A 21,297-nucleotide genomic window follows, 5' to 3' on the forward strand; every position below is an offset into this window, starting at 1 on the left:
CAACGCCTTACGGCATCAAAGGTGTGTCCAGTACCCCGAGCCCTACTACTCAGGTTTCGAACAGATGTAGTGCTCAACGCCTTACGGCATCAAAGGTGTGTCCAGTTGGGCTGATTTGCAGCAGGAAAAAAGGTTGGAATCGTGCTCAACGCCTTACGGCATCAAAGGTGTGTCCAGCAATCAGCAACTTATTGGACAGCAAATATAAGACGTGCTCAACGCCTTACGGCATCAAAGGTGTGTCCAGCCTGAGCAAAAGTATCGGTTTCGTGCTAAACTAGAAGAGTGCTCAACGCCTTACGGCATCAAAGGTGTGTCCAGCGGCTTGAGGCTTTGCTGAAAGCTGTTGGAGCTGAGTGCTCAACGCCTTACGGCATCAAAGGTGTGTCCAGTATTCGCCGCCAAGAAGGTATTCCTGGAAGCCTAAGCGTGCTCAACGCCTTACGGCATCAAAGGTGTGTCCAGCTCCGACCTCCCTGACACGAGTTCCCGTTTGAAGCGTGATCAACGCCTTACGGCATCAAAGGTGTGTCCAGATACCCGATCGATGACCCAAGGACTTACTTGGAAATGTGCTCAACGCCTTACGGCATCAAAGGTGTGTCCAGACTTAGTTAAGCCAGAGGGGTAGGATCGTGACTTCGTGCTCAACGCCTTACGGCATCAAAGGTGTGTCCAGAACCATATTTATCTCCAGGGCAACACTTTAAGCATAGGTGCTCAACGCCTTACGGCATCAAAGGTGTGTCCAGATAGAAGTGTTTAAGGCCATCTAATCTATTTAATTTAGTGCTCAACGCCTTACGGCATCAAAGGTGTGTCCAGGACTGAGAGATACCAGACGCTCCCTGACCAAGAGGTGCTCAACGCCTTACGGCATCAAAGGTGTGTCCAGAGCCGCCGTTTTGGTTTCGTGCTAAACTAGAAGAGTGCTCAACGCCTTACGGCATCAAAGGTGTGTCCAGCGGCTTGAGGCTTTGCTGAAAGCTGTTGGAGCTGAGTGCTCAACGCCTTACGGCATCAAAGGTGTGTCCAGTATTCGCCGCCAAGAAGGTATTCCTGGAAGCCTAAGCGTGCTCAACGCCTTACGGCATCAAAGGTGTGTCCAGTCAGCAACTGCCAGACCTCCTTCTTCCGGGAGCCAGTGTTCAACGCCTTACGGCATCAAAGGTGTGTCCAGGTTCTTAAAGAAGTTCTGAAACAGCAGAGGGAAAAAGTGCTCAACGCCTTACGGCATCAAAGGTGTGTCCAGCAATTTCCGAGTGCCGGCGCTCTCGCACTATCCCGTGCTCAACGCCTTACGGCATCAAAGGTGTGTCCAGGAATTGCAACAGATGCCCCTGAAACAACGCTTCAGTGCTCAACGCCTTACGGCATCAAAGGTGTGTCCAGGTAAGTATCTAAGCCAAATTGCGAACCGCATAATAGTGCTCAACGCCTTACGGCATCAAAGGTGTGTCCAGATGTGGGCGGGATACCCCGCCCCATCCTTTCTGGGTGCTCAACGCCTTACGGCATCAAAGGTGTGTCCAGGGTGGGCTGGCCGGTACAGGTAGTACCGCTTCTGCCGTGCTCAACGCCTTACGGCATCAAAGGTGTGTCCAGGGGGAGAAGTCGTAAGCGAATCGGCTGTGATTGCGTGCTCAACGCCTTACGGCATCAAAGGTGTGTCCAGTTGTGGCAATGGCCACTGGCACCGAAGCGGAAGAACTGGGTGCTCAACGCCTTACGGCATCAAAGGTGTGTCCAGTCTCAGCCGCCGCCCGGGCGGTTTCAATCTCCTCGTGCTCAACGCCTTACGGCATCAAAGGTGTGTCCAGAAGCTAGAGTTTGGAATTGGACTCTCGCCGGTAATGTGCTCAACGCCTTACGGCATCAAAGGTGTGTCCAGTCTAGCACTGCCTGAGGAATTTCTTGAGGCGATTTGTGCTCAACGCCTTACGGCATCAAAGGTGTGTCCAGACATCTGGGATGAAAACGAGATGGCCTTGACAATCGTGCTCAACGCCTTACGGCATCAAAGGTGTGTCCAGGCTCGATAATTTTATAAATGCCAGTAGTTGTTCTAGTGCTCAACGCCTTACGGCATCAAAGGTGTGTCCAGCATAAAGGACTCAATTGGACGGTGCAGCAAACTAGTGCTCAACGCCTTACGGCATCAAAGGTGTGTCCAGGGAAACAGGCCGCAGGTAAAACCCCCGCCCCCTATGTGCTCAACGCCTTACGGCATCAAAGGTGTGTCCAGCTGTCAAACTGCGAGACAGGAAACACCTAGAGTCTGTGCTCAACGCCTTACGGCATCAAAGGTGTGTCCAGGAAATCTTACTTTCGACAACGCGAGTGGTTTATAAGTGTTCAACGCCTTACGGCATCAAAGGTGTGTCCAGGACTTCAGCCGATAGCAGGGCCCCTTCCTTTGAGGTGCTCAACGCCTTACGGCATCAAAGGTGTGTCCAGAATTGTTAATTGAGCGCGAATATCTGGCGAGCAGGTGTGCTCAACGCCTTACGGCATCAAAGGTGTGTCCAGTCGACTTCAATCCCCTCTTTGCGGAGGGACACGAGTGCTCAACGCCTTACGGCATCAAAGGTGTGTCCAGGACAGCTGGGCTGCAATCCAGGGTTTGAGGATGCCCTGTGCTCAACGCCTTACGGCATCAGAGGTGTGTCCAGCTACTTTTTGGGGCCCAAGTATTTTCGCTTTGAATGGTGCTCAACGCCTTACGGCATCAGAGGTGTGTCCAGCTGGGCAACAAGGTGTTGATGCCGGAGGGATGGCATGTGTTCAACGCCTTACGGCATCAGAGGTGTGTCCAGGCACGTTACCATTGGAGGCATTAAGTACGCTTGGAAGTGCTCAACGCCTTACGGCATCAGAGGTGTGTCCAGATAACAATCCCCGATATCGCCAACGGACTCGCAGTGTGCTCAACGCCTTACGGCATCAGAGGTGTGTCCAGATAGCATTGCCTGCTCCAAAGAGAGCTCCTCCTACGTGCTCAACGCCTTACGGCATCAGAGGTGTGTCCAGCGATTCTTGACCGAAACCACCAGCGGCAACGAAAGCGTGCTCAACGCCTTACGGCATCAGAGGTGTGTCCAGAGCAGTTAAAACAGAACAATACGCTGTCGGGGATAGCGTGCTCAACGCCTTACGGCATCAGAGGTGTGTCCAGGAGTCCAAACGGCCCCACACTTGCTTTTTTCGCTCCTGTGCTCAACGCCTTACGGCATCAGAGGTGTGTCCAGGATCGCACGTCAGCATTAGATCGACTCCCTCTCGCTGTGCTCAACGCCTTACGGCATCAGAGGTGTGTCCAGACCCTTTTCCGCACATACAAGCTGATGCCGTTGAATGTGCTCAACGCCTTACGGCATCAGAGGTGTGTCCAGGCTTTAGCGGCATGCAAATCTGGCTTGCCAAATTCCCGGTGCTCAACGCCTTACGGCATCAGAGGTGTGTCCAGAAGCAAAGCGCTTCGGCTTTTTTGCGATCTGTATCGTGCTCAACGCCTTACGGCATCAGAGGTGTGTCCAGGCAAGCCGGGGTGTTCCTGTACAACTTTAACTGGAAGTGCTCAACGCCTTACGGCATCAGAGGTGTGTCCAGAGCCTAGAAGACGTCTCCCTCTAGGTGAAGGTACAAAGTGCTCAACGCCTTACGGCATCAGAGGTGTGTCCAGATGAGCATGTCATACTCGCCAGACCCTTCTGCGTAGTGCTCAACGCCTTACGGCATCAGAGGTGTGTCCAGCTCCGTTGGGGTCGAACCAGTCAACTTCTTGGCTCCGTGCTCAACGCCTTACGGCATCAGAGGTGTGTCCAGGACTGATACGGATGGAAGCGCATCAGGCCGCGTTGAGTGCTCAACGCCTTACGGCATCAGAGGTGTGTCCAGGAACTGAAACGGAAGCACAAGGGAGCCAATGCCTTGTGCTCAACGCCTTACGGCATCAGAGGTGTGTCCAGCATGGTACGTTTCAGGTGGGGTCTACGGAGAGAAGGTGCTCAACGCCTTACGGCATCAGAGGTGTGTCCAGGGTATTGGTACTTCGAATCTTTAGCCCATGCGTAGAGTGCTCAACGCCTTACGGCATCAGAGGTGTGTCCAGTCTTATCTGTGCAAGTTGCAAGCACTGCAACAATGTGTTCAACGCCTTACGGCATCAGAGGTGTGTCCAGATTTCCAGGAAACTCTGTCAATCCGATACTTGGGGTGCTCAACGCCTTACGGCATCAGAGGTGTGTCCAGATTCGCCGCCAAGAAGGTATTCCTGGAAGTCTAATCGTGCTCAACGCCTTACGGCATCAGAGGTGTGTCCAGGAGCTATCGTGCAAGGAGGGCAAGAGACGTAACAAGTGCTCAACGCCTTACGGCATCAGAGGTGTGTCCAGGAACCTACGACGTAGGCTGGTGGCTCATCTATGAGTGCTCAACGCCTTACGGCATCAGAGGTGTGTCCAGCGGCCATATTTTTTTGTCCAGGTTCAGTGAATCGAGTGTTCAACGCCTTACGGCATCAGAGGTGTGTCCAGCTTCCCAGTCGGGACTCGAATCACTGGTGCTATCCGTGCTCAACGCCTTACGGCATCAGAGGTGTGTCCAGTCTACCGGCACCGAATCGCCGTCATCCTCGTAACCGTGCTCAACGCCTTACGGCATCAGAGGTGTGTCCAGTATGGGCTCAGAGTCCATCGTAACTTCTGGCGGAAGTGCTCAACGCCTTACGGCATCAGAGGTGTGTCCAGGAAAATACGACCCTTAAACAGGGTTTTTCAAAAAAGTGCTCAACGCCTTACGGCATCAGAGGTGTGTCCAGGAGTGAGGGGGCAGGGGAAAGCTCTCACTCTGGCCGTGCTCAACGCCTTACGGCATCAGAGGTGTGTCCAGAGTCGGATTCGGTGGCGGATGATGCTCCATCCTTTCTGGGTGCTCAACGCCTTACGGCATCAGAGGTGTGTCCAGACTGCGGGATAAGTCTTACCGCTGTTTTTAGTATGAGTGCTCAACGCCTTACGGCATCAGAGGTGTGTCCAGGCAGTCCTGGAGACTCGCCCCCGGCAGCGAATTCGTGCTCAACGCCTTACGGCATCAGAGGTGTGTCCAGATAAGTGGTGAAAAAAACAGGGAACTGAAACGGAAGGTGCTCAACGCCTTACGGCATCAGAGGTGTGTCCAGATTCAGAAGGGTCGGGTGAATACAATATGCTGTTAGTGCTCAACGCCTTACGGCATCAGAGGTGTGTCCAGGCCCTTCTTCTTAACCCCCCAGTTAACACCGGTATGTGCTCAACGCCTTACGGCATCAGAGGTGTGTCCAGCGCCCAAGGGCTTTTTTGTGTTGTAAGTCTCCATGGTGCTCAACGCCTTACGGCATCAGAGGTGTGTCCAGATATAATTACCAAAACCAGCCATAATAGCCATCCTCGTGCTCAACGCCTTACGGCATCAGAGGTGTGTCCAGGTTGGACGATTGCGGCCTTTTGCGGCTGCAAGTTGAGTGCTCAACGCCTTACGGCATCAGAGGTGTGTCCAGCCGGCTGGAACGCTTGCATTGGCGTCTATCGAGCGGTGCTCAACGCCTTACGGCATCAGAGGTGTGTCCAGCGTGGCAGCCGATGACGCTTCGTTTATTCTGGCCCAGTGCTCAACGCCTTACGGCATCAGAGGTGTGTCCAGTCGCACCCGCTCATTCGTCGCGATTTGAGCCCATAGTGCTCAACGCCTTACGGCATCAGAGGTGTGTCCAGTTCTCCGTCACCGGCATAAACTAGCAATTCCTTTCCGGGTGCTCAACGCCTTACGGCATCAGAGGTGTGTCCAGAGGCTGTTCTGATTGCAACTGGGCAGGCCAAGTTGAGTGCTCAACGCCTTACGGCATCAGAGGTGTGTCCAGAGCTTACCGGTAACATCTACTGCGCTCGTCAAGGGTGCTCAACGCCTTACGGCATCAGAGGTGTGTCCAGAGCTGGGTAGTGATAGTTGGACTCGGACGATCCCATTCGTGCTCAACGCCTTACGGCATCAGAGGTGTGTCCAGGTTGAGTGCCGGTGTTCCTCGGAAGGGCTCTGGGCTGTGCTCAACGCCTTACGGCATCAGAGGTGTGTCCAGTAGCTTACCGCATCCGATCTCTTGCCCCTAGAAACTGTGCTCAACGCCTTACGGCATCAGAGGTGTGTCCAGTTGGGGGAGAGCTGCCCCCACCGGCAGCAGGGAGGTGCTCAACGCCTTACGGCATCAGAGGTGTGTCCAGTTGCGTAAAAATTTGTCGCAGTGGCGGCAGCTATTGTGCTCAACGCCTTACGGCATCAGAGGTGTGTCCAGTTCCGCCACTCCTCCTGGTATTTCTAATGTTTGCCCCGTGCTCAACGCCTTACGGCATCAGAGGTGTGTCCAGATGGGCAGCACCGGACGCAGCACCGGGCCGCATCTTGTGCTCAACGCCTTACGGCATCAGAGGTGTGTCCAGGCTGCTGAATTTGCCCCAACAACCAAGGAATCAGTCGTGCTCAACGCCTTACGGCATCAGAGGTGTGTCCAGTAGCGCAATTGATTTTTTGCATCTTGGGTTTAGGGTGCTCAACGCCTTACGGCATCAGAGGTGTGTCCAGTCGGCACCTGCGAGCGCAGAGCCGGCACTCACCAGTGCTCAACGCCTTACGGCATCAGAGGTGTGTCCAGCAAGGCTGGGAGCCTTGCGACTACCTGCGCCATTTGTGCTCAACGCCTTACGGCATCAGAGGTGTGTCCAGTACATAACTGTTTATGCTATTTCAGGAGTGCCTGTGTGCTCAACGCCTTACGGCATCAGAGGTGTGTCCAGAGTGTTGAGGACATTAGCGGGCATGACTTACTAAAAGTGCTCAACGCCTTACGGCATCAGAGGTGTGTCCAGCATCGAGCCAGTCAAGAGCCTGCCTTAGCGCTTCAGGTGCTCAACGCCTTACGGCATCAGAGGTGTGTCCAGTTTCGTTCTCCCCCAGAAGTTTTACTTCCGTAATTGCGTGCTCAACGCCTTACGGCATCAGAGGTGTGTCCAGGAGAGAGTAATAGGTAGCAAGACATGGCTTGTCCTTGTGCTCAACGCCTTACGGCATCAGAGGTGTGTCCAGATTGAAGCTAAGCGCATAGCACTCCTCAAGCGTGCTCAACGCCTTACGGCATCAGAGGTGTGTCCAGGATTGCTTCCCGACGAATTTTACTGGGAATGGCAGTGCTCAACGCCTTACGGCATCAGAGGTGTGTCCAGAAGAGAAAGACTATCTCAAAAAATTGGCGGTTTTGTGCTCAACGCCTTACGGCATCAGAGGTGTGTCCAGCCACACTTTTCAGGACCGTGCGGCGCACCCACTCGTGTGCTCAACGCCTTACGGCATCAGAGGTGTGTCCAGGATAGTACCCCTTGGCTGCTGCCACCGCGCCACCGGGTGCTCAACGCCTTACGGCATCAGAGGTGTGTCCAGCCAAATGGCGACTACGATCATGAAAGCGGCCAGCTGTGCTCAACGCCTTACGGCATCAGAGGTGTGTCCAGCGTTCCAATTGTCGAGCCGTTTGCGTCGTAGGTCAGTGCTCAACGCCTTACGGCATCAGAGGTGTGTCCAGCAAAGTGTCCTACTGGGACGTAATTTCAGTTACACCAGTGCTCAACGCCTTACGGCATCAGAGGTGTGTCCAGGCGAGAGCGCTGCTGCTTATCTGGATGTGACTGTCCGTGCTCAACGCCTTACGGCATCAGAGGTGTGTCCAGCAGCACTAACATTAGTTATGCCTTCTTTTCCTATTTCGTGCTCAACGCCTTACGGCATCAGAGGTGTGTCCAGAGTAACTTTATTGTTGCGTGAGAAGTCTTATAGTTGTGCTCAACGCCTTACGGCATCAGAGGTGTGTCCAGTTTGCTATCGCCGCACTAGAAGAGCGGGGAGTCGGTGCTCAACGCCTTACGGCATCAGAGGTGTGTCCAGCTGAAGTAGATAATGCGTCAAGGTTTTTTTACTTAGTGCTCAACGCCTTACGGCATCAGAGGTGTGTCCAGGAAGCCAAGTTTGAGCTACGCCAGAAGGATACTCAGTGCTCAACGCCTTACGGCATCAGAGGTGTGTCCAGCGTTTTACCGTAGAGTAAGATTCGCCGAAAGCTTGTGCTCAACGCCTTACGGCATCAGAGGTGTGTCCAGAGCGCCGGCTGAAACCCTTGCTCCAGAACCGCCTGTACACCATTATACAACCACCTCTCCGGAAAAGCAACCGGCACAGCAAAATCCCTCCAAAACCACCGGCTCACAGCAAATCCCCTCCTCTCAAACCCTTACCCCACCTACATTATAGCAAATTGCAAGCACCCCTGACCGCTCCAAAAACCCCAAAAAGCACACCTGCTGGAAGTTTCCCGCCGGCAGTGCCGGCACAGCCACCTCACAGCCAGAGGTGCTTGCCTCAGACAATCCTGTACCCCTCTTGGGCCACCGGCCACGCCCCAGCACGGTTATAAGCGTGCAGCCCCTCCACACACTGGTTAGGCAAACGGATCAGCAGCAGACTGTCCTCCGCCGCCAAAACCCTCTCCAACTCCCAGCGCAGCTTCTCCCGATCCCGCTGGCTCAGCCAACAGCGGAAAATCGAATATTGCAGGCGCTCCCCATATCCTTGCAGCAGCTTGTAAGCCTTCTGCCAGCGCTTCGGGCACCGAATATCATAAGCCACTAAATACCAGTTTTTTGCTTCAGCCACAATACCACCTCACCGCAACACTAACTGACCGAACAAACCCCCTTCGCCACTCCACTCTTTTTCCAGCAGCCGCACCTCCAACTCAAACAGACGCCGGTAGGTCAAAGAATAGCCGGTAGCTGGGTGCTTCCAACTTTCCTCCTTGCGCTTCTCGTAAATATCAATCAACTTTTCTTTCCCCGCATCCTTCAGCCAAACCTGCTCTCCCCGCACGTCAAAATCCGCCAGAACATCCCACTGTCCCCGGTTAACAGATGCCATCACCGGCATATCCACCAGCGGAACTCGGAAAATTTCCAGCAAATCCAGCCCCAGCGGCGGTGCCTGAGTGCGCGGCTGGTGGTAAAATCCCAGTGCGGGCTCTAACCCAACCGTCAGGATCGCATTCATCACATCCTTGAGCAGCAAAGCGTAGCCAAAACTCAACAGACAATTGAACCGGTCTTTTGGCGGGCGGCGATTGCGACCGGCAAAGCGCAATTCAGGCACAACCGCCTCCGAAATCAGACACGGCAGCGCCCCAAAATACAGGGCAGCCAGATTGCCTTCCACCCCCAGCAGAGATGACAGGGAATCAGCTTTTTCCACTTGTTTCAGGACTGCTTTCATCTGAGAAATTGCCCCTTTCAGCGCCACCGGCACGCTCTTCACCCCCCGCTGCCCACGCATCAAAAACTTGCGCTGGCTCTCCCCGCGACAAGTCACTAGCTTCCGCGCCAAATCCAAGCAAATCTCAGGATTGCTCAGCGCCGCATACTGGCGGATGCGCCGGTGAATAGAACCCTGCCGGCTGTCAAAGCTGCCCAGATATCGCCCGCCGCCGGAAATAAAATGCACCCCAATCCCCTCACCGGCACAGAAGTGCAGCGCTTGCGTAGAAATCTGGGCGAAACTGTGCAGCACAATTTGCCCCACCTGTCGGGCGGAAATGGTTTCCACCGGCTGGTTGCGGCGGGAGATTTTGATTTGCTCGCCGGTGCGCCCCACAGCGGTTCCCGGTTCCAAAATGTGAAGAATTTGCCGGTCATCATCTTCCGGAAATAAACGAATAGGCTGCCACTCGCGGTTGTGCGCCAGTCGCGCTTCTTCAGGCAGACAAACCGGCGCGAGAGAGCAGCGGGCGCACAGGCGCTCATTCTCAATTACAGGAGGCCGGTGTGCCGATTCTCGCAGCGCTTTTGCTTGTTTTACCGCGTCTCGAACCGCTTCCCGCCCCGCATCATCCAGGGGCACATGCACTAAAATATTCTCAGCATGGTAGCGAATTCTCCCTTCTTTAACCCTGATTTTGAGAGCGTATTCAATCAAGCAACAGTAAGCGAGAACTTGCAGCCGATCGCTCTCCCAAGCTTGCGGCTGATTATTTTCATCCCGGAAGCAGCGACCTCGTTTGTGTTCGTAGGGAATCGTCTCCCCATCGCGCGTGCGGAGAGCGTCAACCCGACCGCGCAATCCCAACTCCTCACTTTCCAGGAAGAGTTCTTCCCACTCCTCATCTTCCTGTTTTTCAAGCTCAGCGTGCAGCCGGCGTCCGGCAAAAACAGCCGCATCCTGGGTGTGAAGTTCCTCCACTTCTTCCAGGTAGAAAAGGCGAGGGCAGTAGGCAATAGCGTGCAGTGCCGAGACGCGAATCGTTTCTTGTGCGGTTTTTTCGGTAAAGTCTAGTGTTTGCATAAAAGATGCCAGAAAAGGTATAAGTTTACAGCGCCTTTCGACATCAGAGGAATTGTAGGACAGGCGTCTCGCCTGTCCTATTATAGCCTAATAAACTAGGGAATGCCGGCTTGTTGAAAAACTTGCTGGGGAGTCAATTGCAGTCCTTCAAACAAGGAATCAGTTAAAGCCAAATCGCCTCTTTTTGTCTGAGGAGGGGCATCCGGATAGAAAATAGTGACGCTCTTAGCTCGCGGATCGACAACCCAAACCCGGGACACACCGGCATTGAGGTAATCTGTTGCTTTCTCGCTCATTTCTCCAAAGGGTTGCTCTGGAGAAATGATTTCAATCGCTAATTCAGGGGGGACAGGACAAGCTTCATCTAGAAGACGATCGAGGGGGAGACGAGTGTAAGAAATATAAAGCAAATCCGGTACAGGCACCCAGTCTCGACCGTTTCGCGTTAGGGTAATTGCCCACTCGATGCCCACTTCGCCCCGATTTTGACACCATTGTTTCAAGAGTGTGTAAAGAGCGCCGGTCAGTCTGGAGTGAAATCGCTTAGGTGACATTTTCGGTACAGCTTCTCCATCAACTAGCTCGCAGGTGATATCTCCTTCTGGCAGAGCCAGAAATTCTTGAAGTGTGAGTTTATCTTTGACTAACACCATAGGTTAAACCCTTAAAGTAATAAGTTAATCGACTTGGGGGCAATCCTGCTGCGATTGCCCCTTAGCCGGCTGTGCACCTTAGGTCAATTTTACTCGATCATTGGCGCACCGGCACACCTCAACAAGGGCATTACATGCAAGCGTTGCGGGAGAGCCGGTGTTGTCCTGCGAAACGAGAGAAATTCTCCCCCTTTCCGCGTGCCGGTGAGCGGGTTAGGGGGTGGGGTTTGGTTAGCAAGAGTTAGGCTCTTACTGTTTCAGGATCTCTAGGTGTCCAAGTCCACGCCTTCTCTGGGGGATAAATTGTTGCCTCCTTTACCGGCGCGTATAAGAGGCTAGTTGTTTTACTGCTGTCAGCGCGGTCGATGCCAACAGTTAAACAACATGAATCTCGTAGCGGGCGGACCGCATCTGATTGCACTTGGACATACCAATGTGTGGGCGGCGGCTTATCAACAATTTCAATTTCGTTAAAGAGAAAATTGTTGTCGCCGGCAAATGGAAGGCCATAGCGCTCGCCGTTGAAATCCCCCGCCAGTCCCCGCTGAATCCGGTCAGTCAGCCGGTCATCAGTATCGCGCACAGCAATTACACAGTCGAGTCCTGCCAGAATCTCTCGCCGTGCCATTTTCGCCAATGCTTTCTGTCCTTTGGTTCGCGATTCGGCTTCCTTCACAGAAGGATCGTTTGGATTCACTGGGTAAATGTGCAGTTGTTGGTAGAGGGTGCTAACCTCACCAAAGGCAACCGCTCCTACAGCAAGGTAAAGACAGGGAATGTCCTTGCGAACCGGAGTCACTACTGTTCCCACCATACTCCCGCGCATCTCGATTCCTGCCAAATTCAACAACAAACCGAGAGCTGCTGATGGAGGAATGACAGGTGCAGTACCCCGGTAGCCTCCTGTCTGAAAATATCGGTATGCGGAGAACGGCGCTTGCAAGCGCACGAAAAGCATTAGCCCCCCTCCTCTTGGTTCAAAAACGCCTCAGCAAGGTTGGACAAAAGCCGTTCCGGGCTTTCGTAGAATTTCACACCGGCATCTTGCAGGCGCTCTCGCTCTGCTGTCGGCATACTGCGAACCAATTCACCGCCAACCCAGAACTCACTTCCGGGCAAATCGTTTTCCTTGATCCGGGATAATTCGGGAAACTCGCCAGACTCCTTAAACCCGTAAGTGTCGAACCCCGCAGCCAGTCGGGGGGTGAGACGGGCGACTATACTCTTAGGAGCCATCTCAAAATAACTCCGAGCGTGATTTCCCGCCACATTGTTTAATTCTGAAATCGCCTCTAGCAGTGACCTCACCCAATCTTTGTTCTGCCGGCAGTCTGAGTAAGCAAGGGCAAAGGGAAACTGAAAGGCGGTGTGGGACACTTCCCGATGCAGTAAAGCGGAATCATTAGAATTCTTCCAAGGACTCTTACCGGCATTTTGAGGGGACTGGTGCAAAGTTGCATCATAGCGGTAAGGCGATGTGGCCAACGCCAAGTTCAGGCGAAAAACGCTGTCGCTCTTAGCCGGCTTGTCTTTCTTTTTCAACTGCTCCACATATTCCTTTTTGGCAACTAGAAACCCAAACAAGAAATCATCCGCATATTTCTGAGCGTCAGGAAGATCCTTGAACTCCACAGCAGGCTGTCCCGCATCCGGCAATCGAGTTCGGTTATGGGGCAATCCGTAGTAGGCTAGGGTTTCCCGCAGAGCATTCCGGATGGACTCAGGGCTGACCACTGCGTGTTCTTTCCCACCCTTGCCGATTCGTTGAATCACGTTGCGACTGGCCTCACCTTCCCCGCGATAGTTGGCGCTAGGGGCGGCATAAGTAAGTACGGTTGCGAACAAATTGTTGTAGCGCTTCATAAAACCTCCTAGTTCAAAAACTTGAGATCCTTAACCCCTTGCCGACAGTGCTAAGAGCGTAATGGATTTCACGCGATCCGGTTCCTTATACAGGAGTTGTGCCAAAAGCTCGAAGTTTTGCTCCTTCAACAAGTAACTTTGGTTTACAGAACCCATTGTGATAGCGAAGTAGTTAGCGAAGTCGGTGCCAGACCGGCTGCGAAAGCCATAGAAAACTTCCTTGGCCAGTTTTTCCCGCTTTTCGCTGTAATCCTCTTTTTTCGCCTCATCGTCTTTCACCTTATCCCAGACGAGTTCATATTTTTCTTTCAGTCGCTTACCGAGGTAAGAATCCACCAGCTTGTAAATCAGCGCCTCCAGCGAGAGAGGCTGATTTTGCTCAGCATTTGCACTCAAATCAATAACCTCCACTTCAAAAGATTTCCGGGCGTCTCGACAGAAATAAGACTGAGGGCCAAAAATTTGCGCAATATCTAAGGAAGCGCACAAGCGGTCAAATCCAACATACCAAAGGCGGCGTCCTAAAACATTTTTCAGCCGTTGCGCCGTGAAAACTGTATCCCAACAATTTTCCCGCACCCGCGCAAAAGCGTCAATTTGTGACTCTTCGGGAGTCAGCCGCACCAGTTCTCGGATTTCATTTTTCTGTCCGTCGTCAGACACAGAGAGCAAACAAACCTCAACAGCGAAGATCAGATCGGCCACATTTCGTTTGCCCTCTAGTTCCGCTAGGCGCTGGCGCAAGCACTTCAGAAACTCCAGCCCCGCTGCCGGGGCCAAATTTAAGATGGCCTGATTGGGGCGCGATTTAAAGTAGGGATGTTGCTTTTGCTCTCGGTTCCGAAGGGCGTCTGGAAAGTCCTCACAGAAATATTCTAAATTAGCAACGTCCGGAATTGCAATAGCATACCCCGCTGATTTCAACTTCCCTTTAAAGTTCCGGTAGACAGGCTCGTAAATCTGGATAGCGTAAGGCCAGAAGTTCAGTAAGAACTCAAATTTACCCCTGTCCTTGAAGGGGACAATCTCCGTATTTTTTTCCTGGACGCCCAGAAGATTAGTGCCGGCCAGTTTAACCGCACTCTCGCTGCCCTTTAGTTGCTCCCATGTATCTTGAGCCGTCTTCTGTCTAGACTTCTTGCCTTTGTCACTGTCTTTAAAGATTGTGCGCGATGCGGGTTGCTTTCGCAACGCCCAGAGAAAATCCCGCCAGAGCTTCAGCCACAGCTGCTCTTGACTGCGGTCCCAGTCGGCAATCTGACCGGCCTTCGGGATAAAATCTTCATAGATATAAATCTTGCCCGAATCACCTTCCTCAATTCTGATGGGGGTTTTCTTCTTGTCCTCCTTTTTGCTGGGGATTTCTACCCGTTGAGGAGCGTAAAGCTCTGCAAACAGGGCATTTAGTCCCTCACGGTCAACCTGCAGGGTCGCACCTTCCGCTGCAAGGTCGGATATGTTACAGGTGCCGGCGTGTCCTGTGTGCTTGAGCCAGTCAACCACCAGCACCAAACCGGCCAATCCCGCTCGGTGTTGAGCCGAGGGGAGTTCCGCTAGCGAGTATTTCAGGGTTAAGACTTCAGACATTTTGCACCTCCCGCTTTTCCCAGAATCCCCTTTTTTGACAATATTGTCTAGAGGGAGCCACTCCCAGCCACTTGGGAAGCCAGTGGGGACGCTCGGTGCCAAGGTCGAGGACGTAGCGCTCGCGCACGCCAAGGGTTAAGTCATCAAACGGACGGCGATCTTGGATGCGCTCTAACACTTGTGGCAAATCCCCATCGAGGACGCAGGTTTTGCGATAGTCATCAATGTCCCTGAAGTCTGCCGGCGTAGCGTAATAACCTTCCGACAGAAACCGCGTCCAACCCTCTACTGATGGTTCTTTTTGGGCGTGATGTTCCAATTTCTCTGCCAACAGCCGCTGGCTCAAGTCACCCCGCCCCAAGTCAGCCAGAAAACGCGAAGCGCTCTCAATCTCCTCCTTTGTGTAAGGGCGTGAATTTTCAGGCGGGTAAACCAACAGCTGTGCGCGAAAGTCGTTGCCTCTCGACCGCTGCCGGTTGGCGCGGCCAAAACGCTGCACTAAGCCACAGATGTCAGCTATCTCTGTCACCAGCAAGTCGGCATCAAGGTCAAGGCTCATTTCACAGACCTGAGTGGTCACAGCAATCGCCGGCACAATTTCTTTTTGCTCACCTTCTTTTTTATCAGCGGTGAAAGCCGCCACTATTGCGGCGTGGGTGTCGTTGCGGTCGCCAAGCTTAAACTGGCTGTGATAGCTGAGGACTTCCACCCCCAGCAGATATTCTAACTCTTCCGCCCGGTTTTGGCATCTCGCAACTTGATTCACAACCCAGAGAACCCGCTGACCATTTTGGTAGGCTGCAATCGCTCTCGATAAAGCATCTGGCTCCTTAACAACCTCTAGGCGGTAGCGCGGGTGGTTCTCTTGCTCCTCCAAGTATGAAGACTTCTGGCCAGCGCTTTGGCTGGTAAATTCCACAAGTCCCGTATCGAGAAGCTGTTGTTTGCGCCCTACCGGCAGAGTAGCCGTCATGCAAAGAACCGGAATGTCAAAGTTTCTCAAGAAAGCAATTAAGGACTCAAACATCTGCCGGTCATAGCTGTGAACCTCATCCAGCACAATTGCGGCATCTGCTAAAACCGGCAACAGGCACATGGCCTTATAGTTGTGTGCCAAAAAACTCATAAACTGATCTACAGTGCCGCTGAAGTACCGCCGATCCCAGCAGCCTAGGGCAAACAGCCGCGCCTCGGATTCGGAAAGCCGGAAATCCTTACCCTTTGTTGATTCGACAGGATTTTCCAAAATCCATTCCAGCTCGTACTGTGCCGTACCTGTCAAGTGTGCTGCTTTTTCTCCACCCCAAGCTGTGTACCCTAAGAAACCCTGCAGTGCTGTTGCGCGAGTCGGATAGAGAAAGATTAACTTGCCAATTTCCCGCTCTCGGCACTGCTCTTTTAGCCATTCCCACGCTCCGCGTGTCTTGCCGGAACCGCAAGCGGTCAGCAGCAGTCCGCGCCAGCCAATTCTAGCCACCTCTCCCTGGAAGTCTCGCAGCTTGAAAGGCTTGCCTTCTTTCTTAGCAGCAGCCTTAGCGAAAGGTGTGAGAATTTCTTCCTCCACTTCGGCAGGAGTTACTGGCGGTGTGTGGACAGCACTTTCAACCCACTCCTCCAGTAAAAGATTTTCCCGAAACAAAGCAGACGCGACCGCATCAGCAACAATCACCCCAGCTTTAACTGCTAGAAATAGAGATTTTTTCTTGGGATTGCGCTCCTTTCGGATGTTTCGGTTGCAATCCTTCGCCGCCTGCCGGCCTCTGGATAAAGCTTGCTGCCAAACTGATTCACGAGTCCAAGGTTCTTGCGGCAGTGCTGGCGGTTCAGGCAAACCGGCAACTTTGGCAATTCGGGCTAGAATGGCTTTCACTTCTGCGTGCTGCAAGTAGAGTGGCACACAAAGCCTGCCTTTTGGCTGACACCACTCCCAGCTTCCAGAGTCAGAGGCTTTAAGGTGGTGCGACAGGACAGCCGCTGTAATTGCGTCTAAGTCTAAATCGGAATTTCTGCCCAACCACTGCCAGATTTCTGGCAACTGCAAAATTAGGGCGCTTAGGTGTTCGTGGCGGATGCTTTGCTGGTAGAACCCCTTTTGCGAAACAGCTTTCAAGAAATCCTCATTTGCTTTCCCTAAATCGTGAAACAGCGCTGCAACGCGCAGATTCAGCAAAAACCGCTGCTGGTCAGCTTCGGCATAGATTTTGAAAAACCGGCACCAGTTGCGCCCCCAACGACCGTCCAAGCGGAAGATTCGCTCAGCCGCTTCTTCCGTCTCGTTCAGGTGTTTTTCTAGCGTGAGAATTTTACCTGAACGCTTACTCTTGGCCAATAGGTGTTCATTTAGCCCAAGCATAGTTCACCTCTCTAGTGCTGTGAAACGGGACAAAAATACCGCAACCCATTCGCCGCTTACCTCCCAGACCGCGCTCCTGTAGCTTAATAGAATCATCATCGCACAAATCTCTGACTTCTAAGCCGAAACCCACCACGGTATACCCCTTAATTTTGATGGCCTTGCGGTCGGTTTGGCCCTCGCTATTCATGGGAATTGCCACTGTCGCTTGAATCCCCAAATCCTGAAGCTGGCGCTGAGCCGCCTCCAGAAATGGCTCTGGCTCCTCAAATCCCTTAATAACCGTGATGCGCGAGCGCAACTGACCCACCGGCTTCAGCATAAAAATCTGCGGAATCCCCAGCGTGATGTGATGATTTCCAATTCCCAGCAGCTTCCCCGCCAAAGGATAAACCGCAGGCACCTCGTCACCCGGCAAACGAATCCGCAACCGAGACTTCTCCGTCAGATAAATCTTCCCTTGTCGGTCAGGAATGCCGGCAATCGTCTCGATACTGAGCCCATCTCGGTTATGCAGTTCAGGGCAGAGATGAGATATGGCTGAGTACAGCGCATACCCGTGATCCGCCGGAATATTTTCACCTGTCAGATTAAAGCATAACTCAACATAAGGCAATTCTCGCATCATTTTTCTCCTTTGGCACCCAAATTATACAGAGGCATCATACCCTCTAACTCGGTGCGTACTAATTCTACCAGTTCTGGCGGCTCCCGAACCACCGCCCCCTTGCCATATCCCAACACCCAACGCTTCAAATCGTTCAATCCCCCCACCACAAGATGCAGCGTTAGGGAGCCATCCAGGTGCTCCTCAATCTCCTGAGTGTGGTGCCAGCGCCGCTCTCTTATATAAGGTGAAGTCGGAGCATCAAACCAGATAGCCACAGGCACCGGCTTTCCTCCCACCTCGTACTGAAATATCTGATCCAGGTACTCCTTAGCATTGAAGCTTAGATCGCGGACAAACTTCTCTTCCAGTACCTGCAACTTTTGAATCCTATCCACCCGGAACGATCGCACGGCTTGGCGCTGGTGGCAATAACCAATCAGATAGGGATTCGTCCCGCGATAGATGTCTAAGTGGTAGGGATCTATAACCCGCTCGGACACATCATTCCGACTCGCAGTGTAATACTTTACCCAAACTTTCCTGGACGTGCGGAAGGCATCTACCAGCTGACTCCAAATTTCAGGGTTAAGATTAATTTCCGCACCCGGGCGAAAGATAATCCGCTCATCGGCAATTTGCTGCAAATCCACCCACGTCTGTTCTGGAAGTCGCTCACTCAACCGAGTGATCGCCGAACGCAGTTCTGAAGCATACGCTGACCCCGCGTAGACTTCCAGCATCCGCGCTCCCAATATCAGCGCAAACAATTCTCCCTTGCTCAGAGAAATACTCGGCAACCGCCAAGCCGGCTCTGTATAGTGATAGCCCTTTTTGCGACTGAACTCCAGTGGGGCATTGAACCGGTCGCGCAAAAACGCCAAGTCACTGCGAACCGTCCGCTCGCTCACTTCTACTTCTTCAGCAAGGCTGACAGCCGTTTGCCGCTGACCCGAGCGCAGCAAAGCATCAATCTGCAATAACCTTTCCAAACGGCGGGGAGACATAACTCTTTAGCAGGTGAATTAGTCTTATGCTAAGCCGGCTACCCTGCAAAAACATTTCCGCCTTGAGAAAAAGTCAGAAATTTTTTGCGCGTCAGTCCGCTCCTGCGCTCCTACCCTGCTCCAGTCCAGGACTTATGCCGCCGCCTCTCCTCTCCTCTGTGCCGAATATTCGCGCTGCAATTCATCCTCAACACAGCAGCAGTCTTCGGAGTCCCAATATACCCGCTGCCGCAGTTCAAGATTTTCATCTTCCAGAGCAGCCAAAAGGTTCTGCCTGTCTTCGAGCTTTTGAACTTGAGACTGGAGAGCTTCGACAATCTGAGCCAGCGCCTCAATTTTTTGGGTTTGAGGCTGGAAAGCTTCTACAATCTGAGCCAGCGCCTCAATTTTTTGGGTTTGGGCCAGCCAGAACTCGCTGAGGGTGGCCATCAACAGTGCTGGGTCAGGCTGATTTGCAGTTTTAGCAGTCATGGCATCTTGTACATCGAAGTCCCTACATAAATAATGTATGCGCAAAACTAAAACGAACGCAAGACCGTAAATATTAAGCTTTGTAACAATTCAGGATTTTATTCCCACAGGTGGGCTGCCAACTTCAGCTGGGACAGCCTGAGCTTTACCAGATGTCCCTCTGCTAAGCGTGAACAAGGGAGCAATTGCTCCCCTTCGTCGCGCTCTACTTGCTATGCTATGGTGCTTGCGATCAACGCCTTACGGCATCAGAGGTAAGTAAGTCATGCAATAGCACTGTGTCCGAACAGCGAAGGCCCTACTGCTCAACGCCTTCCGGCATCAGAGGTTGCTCTGCTCTGCTCTGTACTGTGTTTAACGCTTTACGGCATTAAAGCTTAAGTGTAGCATAATGTGGAATCAGTTTTGTGCTGGCCTTTCTGGCAGCTGAACTCCAAGGGGCATGGAAGCGAACGCGCCCAAATGCCAAGTCGGTGCGAAACGTGCCATCTGCCGCCGGCAGAAAAAATCCGAACCGGCATTCCCCGTATTAATACTTACCTGCGGCATGTAGGGGCCGCCCCCCGTGGCCGCCCCCAGGCCAAACAGCCACCGGCAATTCCGCCCCGACAATGGCCAGGGGCTCGCATCTGGGACAGCACAGGGGTAAGAAACCGGGTTATGAATGCTGGTAGGGGCGGGTTTACAGACATCCTCGACTAGCAGCAGACATTTTGGGTGAGCCCCGCCCCTACATATATATGACACATGGCCTGTAGGGGCGGCCCCCCGTGGCCGCCCCCTGTGTCTGGCCCCCTCACGTTTTCTCCACAAACACTCTCTCACGGCGCAGTCCTCTTATGTCCACCGGCATCCATTTTCCCTATTTGTAGAAGCGGGTTCAGCCGATATAGCAGCAGTCATATTGGGCGCGGAAGTGGCCTAGGGAAAAAGGCGTAGGACAGGCGTCTCGCCTGTCCTCTTGATCTAATCCCCTAACTTAACTGGCTACTGCTATATATCTGTGGCGAGCGCCAAAGATGGCCATCAACCCGCCCTTACTGCCAGAGACAGCCGGCGGACAGGATATCACCAGGCCAATAGCCGAATGCCGGTGGGGCTAAAGCCCAACTACAAACTTTTGGGCTAAAGCCCAACTACAAACTTTGGGCTGAAGCCCAACTACAAACTTTGGGCTGAAGCCCAACTACAAACTTTGGGCTGAAGCCCAACTACAAACTTTTGGGCTGAAGCCCAACTACAAACTTTGGGCTGAAGCCCAACTACAAACTTTGGGCTGAAGCCCAACTACAAACCTTGCCATCGCCCCCTCCCCCCAGACACCGGCACCACCGGCAGTTGGCTACAGCCCCCTCAAATGAGATAATAAAAACCTTTATGCTGGAGACGAAACCGCACCTCCCCCCACCAAACACAGGAACTCACCCAATGCCGTACCTAACAGCAGCCAGCGACATCAAATCCCTGATCGGAAAATTCGCTCAGCGCCAAACCCTCTGGGCGGACACAGAAGTCGCCGACTACAACACCAAAAAACCCAGACTCTCCCTCATTCAAGTCTCCGACGATCCCACAGACCTAACCGGCGCTCAAACCTACATCCTCGATGTCCTCGACCGGCCAGACTTAGCAGCAGCTTTCACTGACCAAATCATGGCCAACCCAGACATCGAGAAAGTCTTCCACAACGCCAGCTACGATATCAAATTTCTGGGCAAAACCAAAGCCAAGAACGTCACCTGCACCTTAGAAATGGCAAAAAGAATCCCCTACTATCTCCTGCCATTACCCAACTTAAAGCTCAAAACCCTAGCCGAAAAACTCTGCAACTTCCCCAACCCCGACAAAGAAGAGCAGGGAAGCGACTGGGGAAAGCGCCCCCTCACCGAGAAACAGCTAAAATACGCCCACATGGACACAGTTTATCTGGCTCAGGCGCACAGGCGGCTGCTAGAACTCATCAGCCGGTGCAGCCCCGACCCAGCCACCGAAAACTTAACCGCCCTAGCTCAACGATATCACGAAATCGCCGAGCAGTGGAAACTTCTTAATTCAGAAATCGAAGCCATCCAAGAGCGCATCAAAAAAGCCATGCAGGCGCAAAAAGTCACAGAAACCCCCCACTTCAAACTAGCCAGTTACGATCGGACAAGTGTCAAAACAGATTTTTCCGAACTCGCCAAGCTAGTCCTGACCACCGGCATTAAATTCGATTTTCCCGTAACCCTCACTCAAGCTCTCCAGAAAGACTTAGGAGAAGCCATCAGCCAACTCTCCGTGCAAGTCGAGAAAACACCCACTTGGCGGCTGACTGTCAAAGCCCAAGAAGCCGAAGTCGAGGAGGACTGGTGA

At 52.9% G+C, this 21,297-nt stretch carries 13 protein-coding genes and 1 CRISPR repeat array; of the genes, 2 read left to right on the plus strand and 11 right to left on the minus strand.

From position 1 onward, the window contains the following. Positions 1 to 69 precede the first annotated feature (69 nt). A CRISPR array of direct repeats spans positions 70 to 8,177; the repeat unit is 36 nt; unit sequence GTGCTCAACGCCTTACGGCATCAGAGGTGTGTCCAG. Between the two features lie 123 nt (positions 8,178 to 8,300). From OSC10802_RS49830 to OSC10802_RS0114345, 11 genes are all read right to left on the minus strand, one after another. Then, positions 8,301 to 8,444 (minus strand): hypothetical protein, encoded by a 144-nt coding sequence (locus OSC10802_RS49830; protein WP_155967749.1) that lies wholly within the window; start codon positions 8,442 to 8,444, stop codon positions 8,301 to 8,303. Beyond that, positions 8,437 to 8,730, minus strand: a complete 294-nt coding sequence (cas2, locus tag OSC10802_RS0114300; protein ID WP_017717449.1) for a CRISPR-associated endonuclease Cas2 — start codon at positions 8,728 to 8,730, stop codon at positions 8,437 to 8,439. The genes OSC10802_RS49830 and cas2 overlap by 8 nt, the downstream gene beginning before the upstream one ends. 9 nt (positions 8,731 to 8,739) lie before the next feature. Next, on the minus strand, positions 8,740 to 10,404 hold the full coding sequence (locus OSC10802_RS0114305) for a type I-MYXAN CRISPR-associated endonuclease Cas4/Cas1 (protein WP_017717450.1): 1,665 nt from the start codon (positions 10,402 to 10,404) through the stop codon (positions 8,740 to 8,742). 95 nt (positions 10,405 to 10,499) lie between these two features. Next, positions 10,500 to 11,057 (minus strand): Uma2 family endonuclease, encoded by a 558-nt coding sequence (locus OSC10802_RS0114310; protein ID WP_017717451.1) that lies wholly within the window; start codon positions 11,055 to 11,057, stop codon positions 10,500 to 10,502. A 241-nt stretch (positions 11,058 to 11,298) separates the two neighbouring features. Beyond that, positions 11,299 to 12,015 (minus strand): CRISPR-associated protein Cas5, encoded by a 717-nt coding sequence (gene cas5 / locus OSC10802_RS0114315; protein ID WP_017717452.1) that lies wholly within the window; start codon positions 12,013 to 12,015, stop codon positions 11,299 to 11,301. Beyond that, positions 12,015 to 12,920, minus strand: a complete 906-nt coding sequence (locus tag OSC10802_RS0114320) for a hypothetical protein (RefSeq protein ID WP_017717453.1) — start codon at positions 12,918 to 12,920, stop codon at positions 12,015 to 12,017. Before OSC10802_RS0114320 ends, cas5 begins: the two co-directional genes overlap by 1 nt. A 30-nt stretch (positions 12,921 to 12,950) precedes the next feature. Next, positions 12,951 to 14,507: a type I-MYXAN CRISPR-associated protein Cmx8 gene (gene cmx8, locus OSC10802_RS0114325; RefSeq protein WP_017717454.1), complete on the minus strand. Its 1,557-nt coding sequence runs from the start codon at positions 14,505 to 14,507 to the stop codon at positions 12,951 to 12,953. Next, positions 14,500 to 16,860 carry a CRISPR-associated helicase/endonuclease Cas3 gene (locus OSC10802_RS0114330; protein ID WP_017717455.1) on the minus strand — a complete coding sequence of 787 codons (2,361 nt, stop codon included), beginning with the start codon at positions 16,858 to 16,860 and terminating at the stop codon, positions 14,500 to 14,502. Before OSC10802_RS0114330 ends, cmx8 begins: the two co-directional genes overlap by 8 nt. Beyond that, positions 16,844 to 17,488: a type I-MYXAN CRISPR-associated protein Cas6/Cmx6 gene (cas6, locus tag OSC10802_RS0114335; RefSeq protein ID WP_155967752.1), complete on the minus strand. Its 645-nt coding sequence runs from the start codon at positions 17,486 to 17,488 to the stop codon at positions 16,844 to 16,846. Before cas6 ends, OSC10802_RS0114330 begins: the two co-directional genes overlap by 17 nt. Continuing rightward, positions 17,485 to 18,474 (minus strand): helix-turn-helix transcriptional regulator, encoded by a 990-nt coding sequence (locus OSC10802_RS0114340; RefSeq protein WP_017717457.1) that lies wholly within the window; start codon positions 18,472 to 18,474, stop codon positions 17,485 to 17,487. Before OSC10802_RS0114340 ends, cas6 begins: the two co-directional genes overlap by 4 nt. Before the next feature lie 132 nt (positions 18,475 to 18,606). After that, positions 18,607 to 18,945: a hypothetical protein gene (locus OSC10802_RS0114345; protein ID WP_017717458.1), complete on the minus strand. Its 339-nt coding sequence runs from the start codon at positions 18,943 to 18,945 to the stop codon at positions 18,607 to 18,609. A gap of 405 nt (positions 18,946 to 19,350) precedes the next feature. Between OSC10802_RS0114345 and OSC10802_RS49835 the strand changes: the two genes are divergently transcribed. Together OSC10802_RS49835 and OSC10802_RS0114350 are read left to right on the plus strand one after the other, a co-directional pair. Continuing rightward, entirely contained in the window at positions 19,351 to 19,647 is a 297-nt protein-coding gene (locus OSC10802_RS49835) for a hypothetical protein (protein ID WP_155967755.1), read from the plus strand. 726 nt (positions 19,648 to 20,373) lie between these two features. Further along, the gene (locus OSC10802_RS0114350) at positions 20,374 to 21,297 is read left to right on the plus strand and encodes a ribonuclease D (RefSeq protein WP_026098470.1); all 924 of its coding nucleotides are present in this window, start codon (positions 20,374 to 20,376) and stop codon (positions 21,295 to 21,297) included.

Origin of the sequence: Kamptonema formosum PCC 10802 (assembly GCF_000332335.1) — a bacterium.
GTDB lineage: Bacteria > Cyanobacteriota > Cyanobacteriia > Cyanobacteriales > Oscillatoriaceae > Oscillatoria.